We start from the raw sequence: 15,220 nt of genomic DNA on the forward strand, positions 1-15,220 counted from the left end.
AAATGAATACCTTTGACGTCATCATCATTGGTGGAGGACCAGCTGGATGTTCTTGTGCATTGTATACAGCAAGGTCAAATCTATCGACAATTATCCTTGACAAAAATCCAGCTGTTGGTGCACTTGCTATCACTCACAAAATTGCAAACTATCCGGGTGTGGAAGGAGACACATCAGGTGAGCAATTATTAAAAACAATGAGGGAACAAGCAATTAACTATGGAGCGGAATACAAGCAGGCTCAAGTTTATGGAATCAGCATGACTGATTCAGAGAAGACTGTATATACACCAGAGGGAACATTTGTAGGCAAAACATTGGTTCTTGCAACAGGTGCAATGGGTAGAGCATCAACACTTCCCGGTGAGAACGAATTTCTTGGTAAGGGGGTTAGTTATTGTGCGACTTGTGACGGAGCTTTTTATAAGAACCAAGAAGTAGCTGTCTATGGTTCAAATCATGAAGCCATTGATGAGGCACTTGTACTCGCAAAATTTGCATCAACAGTACATTGGATAACCAATAATAAACCAAACGCAAAATCACAAGCAGTAGAAATCCTTCTCAATTCAAAAAATGTGAAGCACTGGAAGCGCACTAGGCTCGCCTCCATCCATGGAGATGATCAGGGAGTTAATGCTGTCAAAGTGCAATCATCTGCTGATCGTGAAGAGCAGATGATCCAAGTTCAGGGTGCTTTTGTTTACTCCACAGGCTCGCTTCCGATCACCGATTATCTACAAGAACAAGTACCAGTCAACTCTAATGGTGGAATTCGAGTGAACAGCGACATGATGACAGATCTCGAAGGAGTCTGGGCAATCGGCGATATCCGCAATACACCCTTTAAACAGGCTGTTGTTGCTTGCTCTGATGGATGCATTGCAGCGATGGCAATTGACAAGTATTTGAATAAACGGAAGGACGTCCGGGTGGATTGGGTGCATCGATAAAAAAAGCGCCCTCTCGGGCGCCTACAATTCAGTGATAAATTACATTCAGGCCTCAGCGTTTATTTGCTGAACCCAGGCCTGCAAACGTTGATCTGTCAATTCCGACTCATTGTCTTCATCGATTGCAAGTCCGCAGAACTTACCATCAATAATGCTCTTTGAGTCGTCATAGGTATACCCTTCTGTGGAAACCTTACCAATCAACTTGGCACCAGATTGAAGAAAAGCCGTATACAGTTCCTCCATGGCATCACAGAAAAAATCCGAATAACCGGAGGAGTCACCAAGACCTACGATTGCGACTGATTTACCGGCAAAATCCTTGTCAGGAATTTCCTGAACCAGATCATCCCAGGCTGTTCCTGACCGTGCTTCATCAGCGCCTGTATTCCAGGTTGGAACACAACAAATTAACGACTCAGCCGCAACCAACTCATCAATTGAGTCGATGTTGTCAACATCCTTCGCTTCTGTTCCAGGAAGAAGCTCTTTGAGTCGATCAGCCACATCCTCAGTTTTACCAGTAGATGTGGCAAAGAAAATAGTGAAAGTCATGCAAAAGAAATCACCAATCAAGAATCGCAAATCATCGCTCTCCCGAATTAACGCTTGTTTCAACTGCAGGTGAAATCAGTTACATCCAGATACCTCATCCACCTCGTTCTGCCAGACAAATTCTTATCTAAGACTGTCTAAGACGATTCAAAGACTCACGATACTCCGATAATGCTTGATCAAATCCTGTCTCACGGATACGTTTGAGCCAACGGAGACGAACCAAGTCATCCTGTTCAATGTGGTCAATGAATTCTTCGAGTATGGCTGATCCAACAAGCATGACAAACTCTAAAGATCAATGCCAAACTTTAATTAATTCTTTGAACGGCGGTCAGTCAAATGATTCTTTTGACTCGGTCTTAAGCAATACTCAATAAGAGCAAATAAGAGAAAAGAATGAGGTCTTGATAAAATCCATCAAGGGAATTTCATTCTATTTGCAGTAAAAGCCAAGCGCAATAAGTTAATTAAATCAAGAAGGCAAGCAAATAGCCACAGGAGCAAAACTTTTAAAATAAATTAAAGTAATAAATAATTAAAGAGGCAAACGTCAAGCCAGACAAAAAATCGTAAAATCAGTTCAAGAAAGGTGATATGACAGCTGTGCTGCTGACAGGCAACGAGACAGCAATTCTTCTAACAAACATTTCTGCATAGATTGAGAATCAAGAGATTGACTAATCACAGTCAGAGAGTCTTTTATAGCCAAACATCTGACACGGTAAAAAGATATTTCCGCAACAAGCCGATTTTTAAGCTTGGGATGCTGACAATGCTGTATTGAACGACTCGCACATTTAAGTCGCCGCCGCATCCATTCAGCCTCTCTGCAGAGATCGCCAAGAACACCAAAGGAATTCACGATCTTCAAAATTGGAGTGGTGAAGAATTGATGAGGTCAGGTGCAATGCGCATGGTGACATCACCAGTCGACATGGCGATCATGTCAGCTTGACGCCATTTCGATAGAAGGCGGGTTGTGGTCACCCGGGTAGCACCGATCAACTCACCAAAACGATCATGGGTTAGACGGAAGGGAAGCTGATAAGCATCGCTGCAACGAAGTCCAAGCCGGTTAACCAGGAGCGCTAGAAGAGCGTGAAGCCGCTGTTCCGCTTGACCCAGATGACGGACTCTTAGGAGCTGCAAGGTCCACTCATTGACTGCGTCGATTCCGAATTCGTCCGCGGAGACGGAGTCACGACGAAACTTCAGGGCCGTAAGTGCCTCGACACAAGCGCCGTCACTGCACATGCGATCGGTGCGAAGCCTGTCGCCTGACTGCAAAAACGCCAAAGTCATTCCCTCGGTTTCCTCACAAGGGCAATACACCCGGCAAACACCTTCCAACACCTCAAGAACGGTGGCCTGATCGCGACCGGCAGGATCCAGCAGAACGGTCTGAAGCCTTGGCATCGACAAAGGTGCCGCAGGATCATCCGGTAAGAACCGGTAGGAAGAGGTCGTCACGAACTATCGCGATTGAGAATTACTCGCAAGAGTACAGACTCCTTGTCGATATTGCAAGTCATTCTCAATAAGGCACTCAAATTGAGATTCTTTCTCAATACGCTGCAGGCCAACTCCATCCGTACTTAGAAGAAGTGAGCGGAGCAGCTGCGCATCGCCCTGGATTCGAAGCATCGGCTTGATGTAGTTATGGCCCAGTACACCTCGCTCACTGAGTGACCAATGGATCGCTTACGACGCTGAGGTGTTCTTATTGAGCGTTTGCGCTGTATTTCCTTGTCAAAACACAAGGAACGGAGCTTTTGTTGTGATCAGCCCCCCGGTGCTGCAATAGGAGAAAGCTCACCATTTGAGCGGTAAAGATACAAGCCAGTAAAAGAACGGCTGATGCTGCTGGGGTCCACGAAGGAGAACCACCACTTGGCTATTCGAGAGTTATCAGGTGTATGAACAGCACATTGGTCAATCCCATCGACGAACCAACCCATAACCATCTCTGGCTTGCCCTGAGGAAAGAAGGGTTTGTGGGGCAACTCTCCACGACCTTGCCACCTCTAGAGGGTCGCCAAGCTCTCCACATGAGCACAGAGATCAGCCAATCATCACTGAGATTATTCTCACGGAGCATCGAGTCCCCCATTAAGTGGTTCCTCCATTGACCATTGGGCGCTTGTTCAAGGTCTGAATGCTCTTCACAAGCGGGGGACTCGGTCAGCGATTTGGCTTGCGACAACATTCGGGTGACTCATTTAGCCATTGCCACCAACTCATCTGTATCGCGTCTTATTCCCAACAGGGGTGATTGTGTCTAAGGAGTCCACAAGACCTCCATCCCATGGTTTTTGTAGGGACCAATGGGCGCTGTCCAGAAAAGCTGACTCCTTTTCTTGGCGGACGGGGAGTCAGTTCAGCGTTTGACGGGTGACTTGACCTCGCAAAACAAAACCACTGAGATGCTTGAAGTAGTTGCTGCGATTATTGTCACAGCAGGTCTGGTTGCCGGAAACCTTCTACTGTTTTCGCCTTTGCGGATAGACAACAGGATTAAAGCTCCAGCCCTGGAAGACCAACCTGTGAACACAACTCGTCCAGTGTTTTGGTGAACAACTGTGCACGTTTGCGCGGCTCATAGGATCCCTGCTGTCTGTTCTTAAGAACAAGCAGTAGCCATGGTCGGTGAGATTGTCACTTTGGAGGACCTCAACCATCCAATGGAGTGATGACCGTTGGGCGCTGAGTATCAGCTGGCTCCTCTAGTCAACCGGGGGAGTCAGAAAAACGTGAGCCGTGACTAGTCAGCGAGCAAACGGCTGACTTTTCTTTTGAAGGAAAGGAGACAGTTCAGCATTTGGCTCCCAACTACCTTTCAAAGGTTAATTTGATTCACCAGTCAGCATCATCTGGAGCAGCAACATCCATATACCCATTCATAATGATCATGGATGTTCCGTCGCAGGAAACCTCCAACCAATGGTGGGGGCAATCACCATTGGGCGCTGATAACACCACTGACTCCCTTCTGACGATGCGGGGAGTCAGATCAGCGTAATTTCATTCTAAAAATGCCAAAGCTAATTTGACGAGCTTACTGAGATCACCTGGCGTGCAAATGGAATGGATTGAAGCTAGTCAAAGAAATCCACGCGTAACATCTGCTTGAAGGGTTGAATTCAGGCCCAATTCAAGCTGGTCACACCACTGACTCCTCCCCAATGAGTAGACAGGGGGTGAGACCAAAGGCACAGAGGAGAAGAAAACCAGTTATCGGTTCATTTGACAGATGAGATTAGACAGTTTGTACTCGCACTCTGAGAAAAACCAGCCAATATGCATTTGAAGGTTCTCGCGAGGCACCTTCATCCGATGGCTGATCCGGGTCATCGCGCTGGGGTTACAACTGGCTCCTCTACTCAACCAGGGGAGTCAGTCCAGTTGCTTACTCCCAGAAATACACTGAATTATTATGGCCAAAAGCAAAGGCGTTCGCATCATTGTCACACTCGAATGCACTGAATGCAGAACAGCAACTGCTGCTGAAAAACGAAGTCCTGGGGTCTCTCGCTATACAACAACTAAAAACCGAAGAAATAATCCTGAAAGGCTCGAACTGATGAAATTCAGCCCACAACTCAACAGGATGACTCTTCATCGTGAAATAAAATAGAAGAAAAATATAATACTTGCAAAACGGCACACACCAAATAATCTTGTCTCAAATAAAAATTGGTTATCAAAGCATAGACGAGTGCATGCCTTCAGCAATTCATTTTGGGCAAAAAACCAACAGCGAGAACCGCGTATAGACCAACGCATGAAACACACCACTGAGTCATCACTGATCAACACTAATCAATCAATACAAACATCGATCAGTAGAATTTAGGACACAGCCTGATTCAGCAGCAGCTAGTTTACGCAAAGCAGCGATCTATTCTTGACTAACATTGAAGCCTTCGCACACATCATTGACCTCGCTAACAGAACGACTGACACGGCCACTTATGAGTATTTAATGAGAGAAGCGCAGGAAATTATGCGCGACAAAAATACGGAAGACATAGATTATTGTGATTTTAGACAATTGGTGAAAGAGCGGCTCGAGAATCAAGCACTTAAAGCAAAAGAGCAAGGCTACAAATAAGTGAAGAATAGCAAGCATCAATTAGCATCATCCCCGCAGCCAACAAATACTGTTGACATATTCAGAATCGCAGCGATCGATAGGCTGAAAAACAATATCCAGAAAATACACTTATATCAGGCAATTAATGTGGCGCAATTCTTATAGATCGACCTCCTACCTATAATTAAAAACTTCGGGCTCTTTAAACTAGCATCACTTACACGAGAGTGCATCAATTAAAACGTGGTACTGCGGCATGTGAAAGACATGGACCTATTCACAACGCGAAAATCAGATTGGGCAGTTCACTCCAACCTGAGCTGTTCAAACAATGAATCTGATGATATCAGTTTCATTGGGTGTCATCTGGCTCTTCTTCCCTCCAGGTTCAAGAGCCAGTGTGTCGCTTCAACCAAACCAGAACAATTGATTGGTCTTATCTTTGCCCATCAATAACTGGCGTTGATGTTTTCTACTTCTCACCATCAACACAATGTCTCAAAAATCATCCCGGTTTTCAAAACTTGATGCATCGGTATTAGAAGCACAAATGCGCTGCGGAACGGAATGGCCGATAGGCCTTGTTGATGCAATTGCAGAAGCCCATGGGACCACAGTTCAAAATGTCATTGAGCGTCAACGTGTTTTAAGGTCAACGGGTCCACAGGATCATAAATATAACGTTTATTTTTGAGATTATTTTAGTTTTCCCATGTCCTTATCAGGATTTGAAATTTCTGTAGGTGGAATCACATCAATTCCACTAACAAGCAGCTTGGTTCTTCTTCTCTACAAAGCATTTGGCGAAAAACGACTGGATGCGAGCAAACTCAAACCAAAAAAAGTAGCAACCAAAGCAATGACTTCAGCTCCCAAAGAAGAAAAGGTTATCGACAAAAATCTAGATTCACTGAAAGTAAAATAAGCATTGCAAACACCAATCTCATGTCACATATTCTTATTCCATTGTTAACTGCATTGCTTTTGAGTGCATGCGGTCTGAATGGAGAAAGTGGTGCCTCCTCCAATGGTGGTCAGGCTGAAAACCCAGCGGACCAAAAAACTAAAACAGAAACCATTGGTCTAACTTCAGAACCGAGTAGTGAGAGATCAACGTTGCTGGATTCCATCAAGAATGGAGGCTATGTCATTTATTTTCGTCATGCAACGACGGAGAGGGATTACGCAGACCAAGCTGATCCTCTGATGAGCCTCGATGATTGCAGTTCTCAGAGGAAGCTGAGCACTCAGGGAATCAAAGAATCCCACGAAATTGGCGTGGCCTTTGCTTCAAAAGGAATCCCAATCGGTGAAATTATTGTTAGTGAGTATTGCAGGTCTTGGAAAACAGCAAACCTCGCGTTTGGGGAATGGACCAAAAAAGACTCCCGATTAAATTTTTTACCTTATAAAGATTACACCGAGGATCACATTGCACTGATGAAAAAGAATGCCATGCCTTTATTAACACGCCCACCTCTGCCAGGAACCAACACAATCATTATCGGACATGATGATCCTTTTGAAGCCGCAACAGGAATTTATCCTGAACCGCAAGGAATCGCATTTATCCTCCAGCCCGATGGGGGAAAAAGCTTCAAGATCATCGGTAGTGTGTTGCCTTCTGAGTGGGCAACACTCTGAGCAAGACAGCCACTCTGATCCTTGATTATTTGACTTGAAAGATGTTCAGGATCTAACATTCGCTTGATAAGTTTCGAACACTCAAGGGAATACATAGCAGGATAATTGAATTGTCGACCTTGGACGGGTTTCGACAAAAATCAAAGTGATCTATCTCTCGTTAGGAATTTCGGGAGGTAGATTTTTTTTGACAGTAGATCTTTAAAGAACAAGAGATGTGTGGCTAAAGCAGGTACTGCCAAACCTGCAAATCATGCAAACTCGGACATAATCTAGAGAGCACTGCATTCTTTAAGCGGGTATATTTGATACGAGTTCTGCGCTCAATTGGCTACAATCAGACATCAAATTGGCCCCTTGCCAGAGCCAAAATTTTTTATTTAGCAGCTCATAGCATTCAATCCAAAGCATCAAATAATCCAAATAAGTTACCCAAGCAATTAAACAAAAAATTCTTAGATCAAATGACTCATTGAGCGGTTAAATATGACTTACCCCTGCAAAGCTATGTAAAAGCAGATTTATTCGACAGACAGCACTCATTATGTTTTTTATGCCGCATCTTTTTGAAAATGCAGTCTTACGGAAGTTCATCAGTCAGTTATGACTGGTGGGCTGGAAATGCAGGAGTCGCGAAGCGCAGCGGTTCTTTCATTGCAGCCCACGCTGCCCATGCAGGTTTAATCATGTTTTGGGCAGGTGCATTCACCTTGTTTGAGTTGGCCCGTTATGACGGAACACTGCCAATGGGAGAACAAGGGCTGATTTTGATTCCACATCTCGCCGGCCTTGGCTTCGGCGTAGGGGAAAGCTCTGTAATCGTTGACCAACAACCCCTCATCGCGATCGCAGCATTCCATCTGGTTTCATCTGCTGTTCTTGGAGCAGCTGGAATCTGGCATACACTTCGAGCGCCCAAGGACCTTTCAGAGGCTAAAGGCCGCGCCCAAAAGTTTCACTTTGAATGGAGTGATAGCAAAAAGCTCACGTTCATCCTGGGGCATCACCTGATTTTTCTCGGCCTCGGAGCCATTGCCTTCGTTGAATGGGCAAAGCGCCATGGAATTTACGACAGCGCTATCGGAGCTGTTCGACAGGTTGAACCAAATATTGACCTCGGCATGGTGTGGGGTTATCAGGCTAATTTTCTCTCCATCAGTAGTCTTGAAGACGTGATGGGTGGTCATGCTGTTTTGGCCTTCATTCTCACGATTGGTGGTGTTTGGCATATCATATCCAGCCCTTTCGGACCCTTCAAAAAGGTCTTGATCTACAACGGCGAATCGATCCTTTCTTACTCGCTTGCTGGTGTAGCTCTGATGGGATTTGTGACCGCAATTTGGTGTGCTCAAAACACGACAATTTACCCCGTTGAGTTGTATGGAGATCCATTGAAATTGAACTTCGCCTTCTCTCCCTACTTCAGCGACACAACTGCTCTTGATGGTGGTGCCCACTCAGCCCGAGCATGGCTGGCCAATACGCACTTCTACCTTGCATTCTTTTTCCTGCAAGGACATTTTTGGCATGCCTTGCGCGGTATGGGCTTTAACTTCAAGCGCGTTTCTGAGGCGCTTGACAACATGGGAAATTCCAAGGTCAGTGCCTGATTGATCTGCCTTTTCTGATTTACCCCTCATCTCATTGAGATGGGGGGTTTTTTATTGGTTTCGTCATTCAGGTCAATAAACCCTTACATCAGCGCTGATTCAAAAATGACGGCAAGAACGCAGATAAAGATGCCGTTAGCAATGGTCAGCCTCGGTTGACCTCGAATCAAATGGAGGGACCCTCGGCTCAGAACACAAATGTCGTTTTGATCAGGCCACCCAGTTGCTGAAAGGTTGAGCCGTCCGGTGTGAGCTCACCCATGGGTCGCGACAGGTAGAACAGCGCCGGGGTGACGCTGATGTTGTCGGTCACTTGGAACTGATACCACCACTCCCAGATGAACTGGCCATCAGCAGGGGTGTCACCACCACGCAGATCAGTCGCAAAAACAGGCTGGCCCACAGCCATTCCGGCGTTGCCCCCCCCCATCAACACATCATTCCACTGCAGCCCAGCCCTCCAGGACTGACTGGTGCTGACCTGGCCTTTGCGCTGGGTGTCGGATTGATTGATGCCCCAACCGAGCGACAGCGATGGAAGCCAACCGCTCTCCAACGGCTGCCAGAAACCACCGAGGGCATAGGCGTGGGTCACGCCCCGATCACTGAACCGATGCTTGACGAAGGGCGTGGCGTACACGATCAGGTCTTGACCGTTCTGAACCTTGGAATACAGGGCAGCAACGCCCCAGTTCTCACCCTCCCAACCCAACTGGAGGGTGCCGGTGCCGCCCGCCTCGTCGGTGACGAAACCACCGGAACGGGTGTCGCTTGATGCACCATTGGCCGCCACATAGTTGGCCGATGCGCGGGCTCCGCTTTCCGCAGCCCAGCTGATGCCCACGCCCGCACCTTTGTTTTTGTTGTAGGCCCCCGGCGCTCCATTCACCGTGAGCACATCGAGGATCGGATCACTGGGATAGACGCTCGGCCAGATCGCGAGCATGTCTTCCTGGCCAACAATCGGGCCAGTGGTGATGGTGATCTCATCCCCCAACGGGAAGGAATAAAAGAGTTTGTCGATCGCCACCAGATTGGGGCGATCACCCTCCTGAAACGCAGTTTCCAGTGTGGCCAGACCTGACGGCCCTCCACTGCCGAAAACGTTGCCGTCTCCGTCGAAGTTGCCGCCACGCAACACCGTGGTCAATTGATCCTTGCCGGTGAAGGAGGTCTCCAACCCCAGCTGAAGGTCGTAGTTGAACGTCGTGCCGCCCAACGCTTCATTGCTCTCCGAACGCTGCCGGGATGCGGACCCTTTGAAGCGGCTGGCTCCGAACACCCAGGTGGCTTGCCCCTTGAGTTTGGTGGTGGTGGAGAACTGGGTGGCTTCCAGTTCGCCGACGCGGGCCTCGAGGCCGTCAACGCGACCCTTAAGGATGGCCAGCTCGGTTTCGAATTCCTTGAGCAGACGACGCAGCTCGTCGGTCACTTCAGTGATCCGGTCGAGGCAGGCGTTCAGCAGGGCAGCCGCTTCATAGCGGGTCATGCCCCGGTTGCCACGGAAGGTGCCGTTGGGGTAACCGGCGACGCAGCCGTAGGTTTCCACCAGGTTGGCCAGAGCCTGATAGGCCCAGTCGGTGGGATAAACGTCGGAGAATTGTGTGACGCTGGTGACCTGATCAAGGCTGTTGCCACTGGCAGTAGCCGCGTAATCAGAAACGCCGTTGATGTTCAGCTCGGCGGCATTGGCACCACTCGCCAGAAGGCCAAGGGCGGCGGGAGCCACCAGCAGTTGACGGACAAGCGTCATGGGTCAAGAGCGATGTGCCCATGACGCAACATCCGTTTCTAGGCGTCAAGCCATCTGGGCAAGACGCAACAAGAGGTTTCAGTCGATCAGGGCAACCCAGGCAAAGGCCATTCCGATGCCCATCCAGATGCCGGCACCAAGCCGTTGCCCCTGGGAGCCGAGGCGCTCAACCAGAGACTTAGACCAGTTGCTCACCACCAGCAGCAGCGCGCCTTGGCCAATCAGCAGGCCCAGGAAATAGGTGAACAGCGGGGTGGGTTCCGCACCAACGATGGTGCTGCCCAGCAGAAAACCATGCAGGGCCACCAGCGGCAGCAACCAACGGGTGGAGGCCACGGTGAGGGCCATCAAACCCTCCACCACCAGGCTGAGGGAGACCATGGCCTCCGCCCAGGGAGCAACGGCATCCGGCAGGGGGATGAACTGGGACAGAACACTGCCGCCCAGGCCTGCAGCCAGCAGAGGAATCACCCAGGCGCGGGGACGTTGCAGGCCGATGAAGGCGATGGCCAGCAGAAACAGGAGATGGTCAGGACCCAGCAGCGGATGACCAACGCCACTGAGCAATCCCTGCAGGGGGGTGAGGGCAGCGCTGTCGCCCATGCCAAAGGGGTGGTGGGCGAACGCCGGACTGGCCAGGAGAAGAACCGCCAGAAGCGAAGGGCCGGCGATCTGCAGCGGCCTGCGCAGGGCCAGTGGCAAAGAATTCAAAAGTCGATCCTCGTCGGTTTGATCTGGCGGGCGTTCTGACTGACGTGGGCGGAGAGCCGACGCTTCACAGCTGCGGGACAGCGGCAGATTTTCACTGCTCTTTCCCCGTTTCCTTCAGCGGCTGTTCCCCGCTGAAACCAGCACCCCACCCTACCGGCGCCACCACAGAGCGTCAGTTCCACATCAAAAAGCCCCTGACCGGTGCACCAGCCAGGGGACGGTTGGAGAGCGTTGGGCTCAGATTTGCGATGTGGTCAAGACAGTTGAATCAAGACCAGCCTTTGACCGATTGGGATTCGACGTAAGCAGCAACATCAGCAATATCTGCATCGCTCAGTTTTGGGCCGAAAGCAGGCATACCGTTCTTGCCATTGGTCACCTGATACGCAATGGCTTCTTCATGGCCGTCGTTGTAGTTGGCGAGATACGCCTTGAGATCGTCCTGTTGGAGCGTGCGCTGACCGTTCACAACGTTGCCGCCTCCGACGTGGCAGGCCGCGCAATTGGACGAGAACACCTGCTCACCATGAGCCACATCTGCAGCGGAAACCATGGAAGGCGCGAACAACGCGATCAAAGCGGCCAGCGCGAGAGAAAGAAGGTGACGCATGAATAGGTGTTTTGACTCACGAAGCTTGGTCTTGAAGCCCCAGCAATCGATTCAAAGCACATGATTCTTCAGTTGTCTTTAGGAAAAGAAGAAGACAGGCTCTGCAGAATGGGCACAACGCATCACAGGGCATAACCAACAGTGAGATCACTCCTGATTGCCCTGATGGCAGTGGTTGTGTTGTTCCTTCATGGGACCCCAGCCTCAGCCTGCGTGGAAGGTTTGGCTTGGGGAATGCCTCTGGAACAAGTCCATAGTCATCTTGGTCCGGTCCAACCGATCGGAGATCAAACCCACCAAAGATTTGAAGCGCACGACGTGTTTCTGGATCAATTGCCGGTCTCCCGGGTCACCTTTGAATTAAGCCAGACCAAGGGCTTGCAATGGCTGGCCTACGAGTTCGCCATCGACGACATGACGGAGGTGCTAGCCGGTTTGCGGGCCCGCCATGGTTCACCGCTCAGCACAAGCATTGAAGAAGCAGACAGCAGCGATCAGATCTGGGTCTGGAACACCGGGGAAGACCTGATCACGGCCGTTAAACGCAAGGCCAATGAAGAGCAGAAATTCCTGCTCTCCTATCGCCCCAGTCGCTTGCGTCCGCAAACGCTCTAGCGGGTCGGCTCACTCGGCCAGATCTGCTGCATGGAAGTTCCAGGAGTCGCCGTCTTCAAGCCATAGCTCCCAGGCCAGGCGTCGGCCGCTGCGTTTCAAGCGCAGCTGGCCGCCAAAACCAGCCGGAGACGGCTGATAGAGCTCAGTGATGTCATCAACAGGGGCTCCATCCCGGCTGAACACCTGCTCCACCTGCTCACCAAGCCGGGCCGTCAGGTCGTTCCGCAAATCATCAACTGTCACGCCTGCTGGCTCGTGAAATCGAGCACCAGATCGCCGACGTCATCACGACTGATCCGAAATCCGAAGCCATCAACGGTTCCGGTCCACAGGCCTGCATCGAAATCCGCCTCGAGCCCCTCCAACTGCTTCACCTTGTGATCGAAGAGCAGGCCAAAGCAATGGGCGGCGACCTGCGCGGCCTGAGACGCATCCATTTCATCAAGTTCGTGGGCCTCCACCGGACACCCATCGAGCAGTTCGGCATCGATGACGTTGCCGGACCCGACGTCCTCCACAAGAGCTTGCAATCCAGCCAGATCGTTCATTGCCGTCGCCGTTGAAGCAACACACGCAACACCATCATCCCAGGGCCAGAGCGGTGGTGAGGGCCGTGTCCACGCTCAAGGTGCGCGATCCCAGATGCACGGGCTGCGCGATCACCGCATGGGCCAACTCCAGTTCAAACGGAACAAAACCGCCCTCCGGCCCCACCATCACAACGGCAGCCCCTGCTGGGGTGTCGCGCAAGGGAAGGGAGGCCCCAATCTGGGCCATCCAGCAGGGCCGTCCGGCACAAAGCTCCTTGAGCTGGTCTTCGACAAAGGGGCGAAAGCGCCGGTGCTGATGCACCCGAGGCGCCACCGTGTCGCTGGCGCGCTCCATCCCCGCAAGCAGCGCCTCATGCACCTTCTCGGGTGCAAGCAAAGGCGATTGCCAATAGCTCTTTTCAACCCGGGCGCAGTTGATCAGGTGAAGGTTTGCCACCCCGTATTCGGCCACGGTGCGGAACAGGCGGCGCAGCACCTTGGGCCTCGGCAAGGCCAGAACAATGTCGAACCGATGGCGGGGCGGCGGTGGCTGGTTGAGGTCCACCTCCAGCACCACGGCATCAGCATCCAGGGCACAGATGCGGCCCTGGCCCAGATCGCCATTCAGCTCACCAACCCGGATGCTGTCGCCCACTGCGGCCCGCAGCACCGAACGGATGTGATCGGCCCGCCGATCCACAAGACGAACCTTCCGTTCATCCAGCCAATCCGAACGGTTGAGAACAACGATGTTCATGGCTGGATCTCTGGGATCAACAGCACGCCGTCACCAACAGATCCGTCAGTTCAGCACAACCATCCCCGCGGCCCACGATCCTCAGCAGTGTTCGAACACCCCTGGGATCAACTCACGCTCGCGGCGCGCCTGAAACTCAGCGTCGGCAGCACGCAGCGCCCCAGGATGATCCTGGAACCAGCAGCCATAGAGAAGATTCAGGATCCGATCAACATCGAGATCACGATCAGCCACGTCCTGCCAAAGGCGTTGGCTCAATTCGGCATCAGCCAGCTGAAATTGAGCCTGGGCCAGACGTCGGGCTGCGTCGAAATGGGCCTGTTGCAACTGCCGCGACGGTGAGTCGTACTGAAGCAACCGTCCCTGGATCGTTTGAAGCAAACCCATGCCATCAGCTTTGCTGCATTCAGATTGAATCCGCAGATGCCGATCGACAATGGGTCGTCATGCTGATTCTCAAAAACCGGGCCTAAGTTCGCTTCAGAAGCCTTGCCGTTATGTCCCCGGAGCGTCAGAGGCAAGTTGCAGCAGCCCTGCTGATATTGGGTGCCGTAGCTGCGATCCTTCTGCCGTTCATTTCGGCGACGCTGCTAACCCTTGCGCTTGGTGAGATTGCCTTCTCCGCAGGGGTGAGTCAACTGCTGTGACACGGCCAAGACCAGGCCAGCGGCAAGTTGTTCCGTCTGCTTTCCGCCCTGCTTTACATCGGCGGTGCGCTGTTCATCCTGATTGACCCCATCGAAGGAGAAATCAGCCTGACCCTCTTCGCCGGGGTTGTGGTGTTGGTGGAGGGAATCATGGAACTGGCGGCGGGGGCCAGTTCAAAAGCGCCGATGGCCGGACTTGTGCTGCTCGATGGCTTGCTCTCCGCAGGCATCGGCCTGCTGTTGGTGCTCGAGTGGCCCAGTGACAGCGTCTGGGCTCTGGGAACACTCTTCGGCATCACCCTGTTCTCATCAGCCCTGAAACTTCTGCAGAAGGCCAGTGGAGCAATTGTCTGAATCAGACTGATGATCTGCGCAACAGGGAAACTTGAACCGTGGGGTGGGGTTGATCCATACCAACAACGCTCAAAGAGCATTCAACAAGCATCAAATCCCAACAGGATCCTGTCCTGCAAGGCAGCGTGATTGAGGCCAGGACGCTGCGATTGCAGGGCCGGAAGCAGATCGAGCACAAGATTGTTGGCCCGGCGGGATTCAACGCAAACGCCAACGAGATCCCCCATGGACCGCGCCAGACGGATCTGATCCATCACCAGCTGCAACTGGAACACCTGCTGGTCGAGGCTTCTGGCATGGGCAGCCCCGCTGAGGCTGCAGCCCAGTAGTAAGGCCAACCACCAGCCCTTTGATCGCATCGGCATCGCACCACCAGAAGGCATCC

General features: G+C 51.2%; 16 protein-coding genes, 1 pseudogene and 1 riboswitch. Of the genes and pseudogenes, 7 read left to right on the forward strand and 10 right to left on the reverse strand.

Features of this window, described 5'->3' with window-relative positions:
* The first annotated feature begins 2 nt into the window (after positions 1-2).
* Positions 3-953, forward strand: coding sequence for an NAD(P)/FAD-dependent oxidoreductase (locus tag SynA1562_RS07670; protein WP_255445595.1), 951 nt, complete (start codon positions 3-5; stop codon positions 951-953).
* A 45-nt stretch (positions 954-998) separates the two neighbouring features.
* Here the strand turns inward: SynA1562_RS07670 and fldA are convergent, their stop codons facing one another.
* Together fldA and SynA1562_RS07680 are read right to left on the reverse strand one after the other, a co-directional pair.
* The gene (gene fldA, locus SynA1562_RS07675) at positions 999-1,508 is read right to left on the reverse strand and encodes a flavodoxin FldA (RefSeq protein WP_025362216.1); all 510 of its coding nucleotides are present in this window, start codon (positions 1,506-1,508) and stop codon (positions 999-1,001) included.
* Between the two features lie 870 nt (positions 1,509-2,378).
* The gene (locus SynA1562_RS07680; protein WP_186493388.1) at positions 2,379-2,927 is read right to left on the reverse strand and encodes a Crp/Fnr family transcriptional regulator; all 549 of its coding nucleotides are present in this window, start codon (positions 2,925-2,927) and stop codon (positions 2,379-2,381) included.
* 2,017 nt (positions 2,928-4,944) lie between these two features.
* Between SynA1562_RS07680 and rpmG the strand changes: the two genes are divergently transcribed.
* The 4 genes from rpmG to SynA1562_RS07700 all read left to right on the forward strand — a co-directional run bounded on the left by rpmG (position 4,945) and on the right by SynA1562_RS07700 (position 8,858).
* Positions 4,945-5,145, forward strand: coding sequence for a 50S ribosomal protein L33 (gene rpmG / locus SynA1562_RS07685; RefSeq protein WP_186493389.1), 201 nt, complete (start codon positions 4,945-4,947; stop codon positions 5,143-5,145).
* Between the two features lie 1,171 nt (positions 5,146-6,316).
* The gene (locus SynA1562_RS07690) at positions 6,317-6,529 is read left to right on the forward strand and encodes a hypothetical protein (protein WP_186493390.1); all 213 of its coding nucleotides are present in this window, start codon (positions 6,317-6,319) and stop codon (positions 6,527-6,529) included.
* A gap of 20 nt (positions 6,530-6,549) precedes the next feature.
* Positions 6,550-7,248, forward strand: a complete 699-nt coding sequence (locus SynA1562_RS07695; RefSeq protein WP_186493391.1) for a histidine phosphatase family protein — start codon at positions 6,550-6,552, stop codon at positions 7,246-7,248.
* Positions 7,249-7,820: 572 nt separating this feature from the next.
* A complete protein-coding gene (locus SynA1562_RS07700; protein ID WP_186493392.1) occupies positions 7,821-8,858 on the forward strand; it encodes a chlorophyll a/b binding light-harvesting protein in 1,038 nt (345 codons plus the stop codon).
* A 187-nt stretch (positions 8,859-9,045) separates the two neighbouring features.
* On the opposite strand, the gene SynA1562_RS07705 is transcribed toward SynA1562_RS07700, so the two are convergent.
* The 3 genes from SynA1562_RS07705 to SynA1562_RS07715 all read right to left on the reverse strand — a co-directional run bounded on the left by SynA1562_RS07705 (position 9,046) and on the right by SynA1562_RS07715 (position 11,932).
* Positions 9,046-10,611: an iron uptake porin gene (locus SynA1562_RS07705; RefSeq protein ID WP_186493393.1), complete on the reverse strand. Its 1,566-nt coding sequence runs from the start codon at positions 10,609-10,611 to the stop codon at positions 9,046-9,048.
* 78 nt (positions 10,612-10,689) lie between these two features.
* Positions 10,690-11,322: a HupE/UreJ family protein gene (locus SynA1562_RS07710; protein ID WP_226424142.1), complete on the reverse strand. Its 633-nt coding sequence runs from the start codon at positions 11,320-11,322 to the stop codon at positions 10,690-10,692.
* Positions 11,323-11,329: 7 nt separating this feature from the next.
* A riboswitch (cobalamin riboswitch) is annotated at positions 11,330-11,479 on the reverse strand.
* A 111-nt stretch (positions 11,480-11,590) separates the two neighbouring features.
* Positions 11,591-11,932, reverse strand: a complete 342-nt coding sequence (locus SynA1562_RS07715; RefSeq protein WP_186493394.1) for a c-type cytochrome — start codon at positions 11,930-11,932, stop codon at positions 11,591-11,593.
* Between the two features lie 318 nt (positions 11,933-12,250).
* On the opposite strand from SynA1562_RS07715, the gene SynA1562_RS07720 reads away from it, so the two are divergent.
* On the forward strand, positions 12,251-12,547 hold the full coding sequence (locus SynA1562_RS07720) for a hypothetical protein (protein WP_255445596.1): 297 nt from the start codon (positions 12,251-12,253) through the stop codon (positions 12,545-12,547).
* 9 nt (positions 12,548-12,556) lie between these two features.
* Here SynA1562_RS07720 and SynA1562_RS07725 read toward each other — a convergent pair whose 3' ends face one another.
* The 4 genes from SynA1562_RS07725 to SynA1562_RS07740 all read right to left on the reverse strand — a co-directional run bounded on the left by SynA1562_RS07725 (position 12,557) and on the right by SynA1562_RS07740 (position 14,221).
* Positions 12,557-12,790 carry a hypothetical protein gene (locus SynA1562_RS07725; protein ID WP_186493396.1) on the reverse strand — a complete coding sequence of 78 codons (234 nt, stop codon included), beginning with the start codon at positions 12,788-12,790 and terminating at the stop codon, positions 12,557-12,559.
* Complete coding sequence (locus SynA1562_RS07730) at positions 12,787-13,095, reverse strand: hypothetical protein (RefSeq protein ID WP_186493397.1); 309 nt, start codon at positions 13,093-13,095, stop codon at positions 12,787-12,789. Before SynA1562_RS07730 ends, SynA1562_RS07725 begins: the two co-directional genes overlap by 4 nt.
* Before the next feature lie 34 nt (positions 13,096-13,129).
* Complete coding sequence (locus SynA1562_RS07735) at positions 13,130-13,834, reverse strand: 16S rRNA (uracil(1498)-N(3))-methyltransferase (RefSeq protein ID WP_186493398.1); 705 nt, start codon at positions 13,832-13,834, stop codon at positions 13,130-13,132.
* 81 nt (positions 13,835-13,915) lie between these two features.
* Positions 13,916-14,221: a hypothetical protein gene (locus SynA1562_RS07740; RefSeq protein WP_186493399.1), complete on the reverse strand. Its 306-nt coding sequence runs from the start codon at positions 14,219-14,221 to the stop codon at positions 13,916-13,918.
* Positions 14,222-14,331: 110 nt separating this feature from the next.
* On the opposite strand from SynA1562_RS07740, the pseudogene SynA1562_RS07745 reads away from it, so the two are divergent.
* Positions 14,332-14,835 (forward strand): annotated as a pseudogene (locus tag SynA1562_RS07745) (HdeD family acid-resistance protein).
* 80 nt (positions 14,836-14,915) lie between these two features.
* Here SynA1562_RS07745 and SynA1562_RS07750 read toward each other — a convergent pair.
* Complete coding sequence (locus SynA1562_RS07750; protein ID WP_255445597.1) at positions 14,916-15,200, reverse strand: hypothetical protein; 285 nt, start codon at positions 15,198-15,200, stop codon at positions 14,916-14,918.
* Positions 15,201-15,220 lie beyond the last annotated feature (20 nt).

Origin of the sequence: Synechococcus sp. A15-62, assembly GCF_014280075.1 — a bacterium.
Taxonomy (GTDB): Bacteria; Cyanobacteriota; Cyanobacteriia; order PCC-6307; family Cyanobiaceae; genus Parasynechococcus.

Bases quoted from the DNA above. Each gene is read 5' to 3' on its own strand.
- SynA1562_RS07670 (WP_255445595.1), top strand. From the start codon at position 3: ATGAATACCTTTGACGTCATCATCATTGGTGGAGGACCAGCTGGATGT.
- fldA (WP_025362216.1), bottom strand. From the start codon at position 1,508: ATGACTTTCACTATTTTCTTTGCCACATCTACTGGTAAAACTGAGGAT.
- SynA1562_RS07680 (WP_186493388.1), bottom strand. From the start codon at position 2,927: ATGCCAAGGCTTCAGACCGTTCTGCTGGATCCTGCCGGTCGCGATCAG.
- rpmG (WP_186493389.1), top strand. From the start codon at position 4,945: ATGGCCAAAAGCAAAGGCGTTCGCATCATTGTCACACTCGAATGCACT.
- SynA1562_RS07690 (WP_186493390.1), top strand. From the start codon at position 6,317: ATGTCCTTATCAGGATTTGAAATTTCTGTAGGTGGAATCACATCAATT.
- SynA1562_RS07695 (WP_186493391.1), top strand. From the start codon at position 6,550: ATGTCACATATTCTTATTCCATTGTTAACTGCATTGCTTTTGAGTGCA.
- SynA1562_RS07700 (WP_186493392.1), top strand. From the start codon at position 7,821: ATGCAGTCTTACGGAAGTTCATCAGTCAGTTATGACTGGTGGGCTGGA.
- SynA1562_RS07705 (WP_186493393.1), bottom strand. From the start codon at position 10,611: ATGACGCTTGTCCGTCAACTGCTGGTGGCTCCCGCCGCCCTTGGCCTT.
- SynA1562_RS07715 (WP_186493394.1), bottom strand. From the start codon at position 11,932: ATGCGTCACCTTCTTTCTCTCGCGCTGGCCGCTTTGATCGCGTTGTTC.
- SynA1562_RS07730 (WP_186493397.1), bottom strand. From the start codon at position 13,095: ATGAACGATCTGGCTGGATTGCAAGCTCTTGTGGAGGACGTCGGGTCC.
- SynA1562_RS07735 (WP_186493398.1), bottom strand. From the start codon at position 13,834: ATGAACATCGTTGTTCTCAACCGTTCGGATTGGCTGGATGAACGGAAG.
- SynA1562_RS07740 (WP_186493399.1), bottom strand. From the start codon at position 14,221: ATGGGTTTGCTTCAAACGATCCAGGGACGGTTGCTTCAGTACGACTCA.
- SynA1562_RS07750 (WP_255445597.1), bottom strand. From the start codon at position 15,200: ATGCCGATGCGATCAAAGGGCTGGTGGTTGGCCTTACTACTGGGCTGC.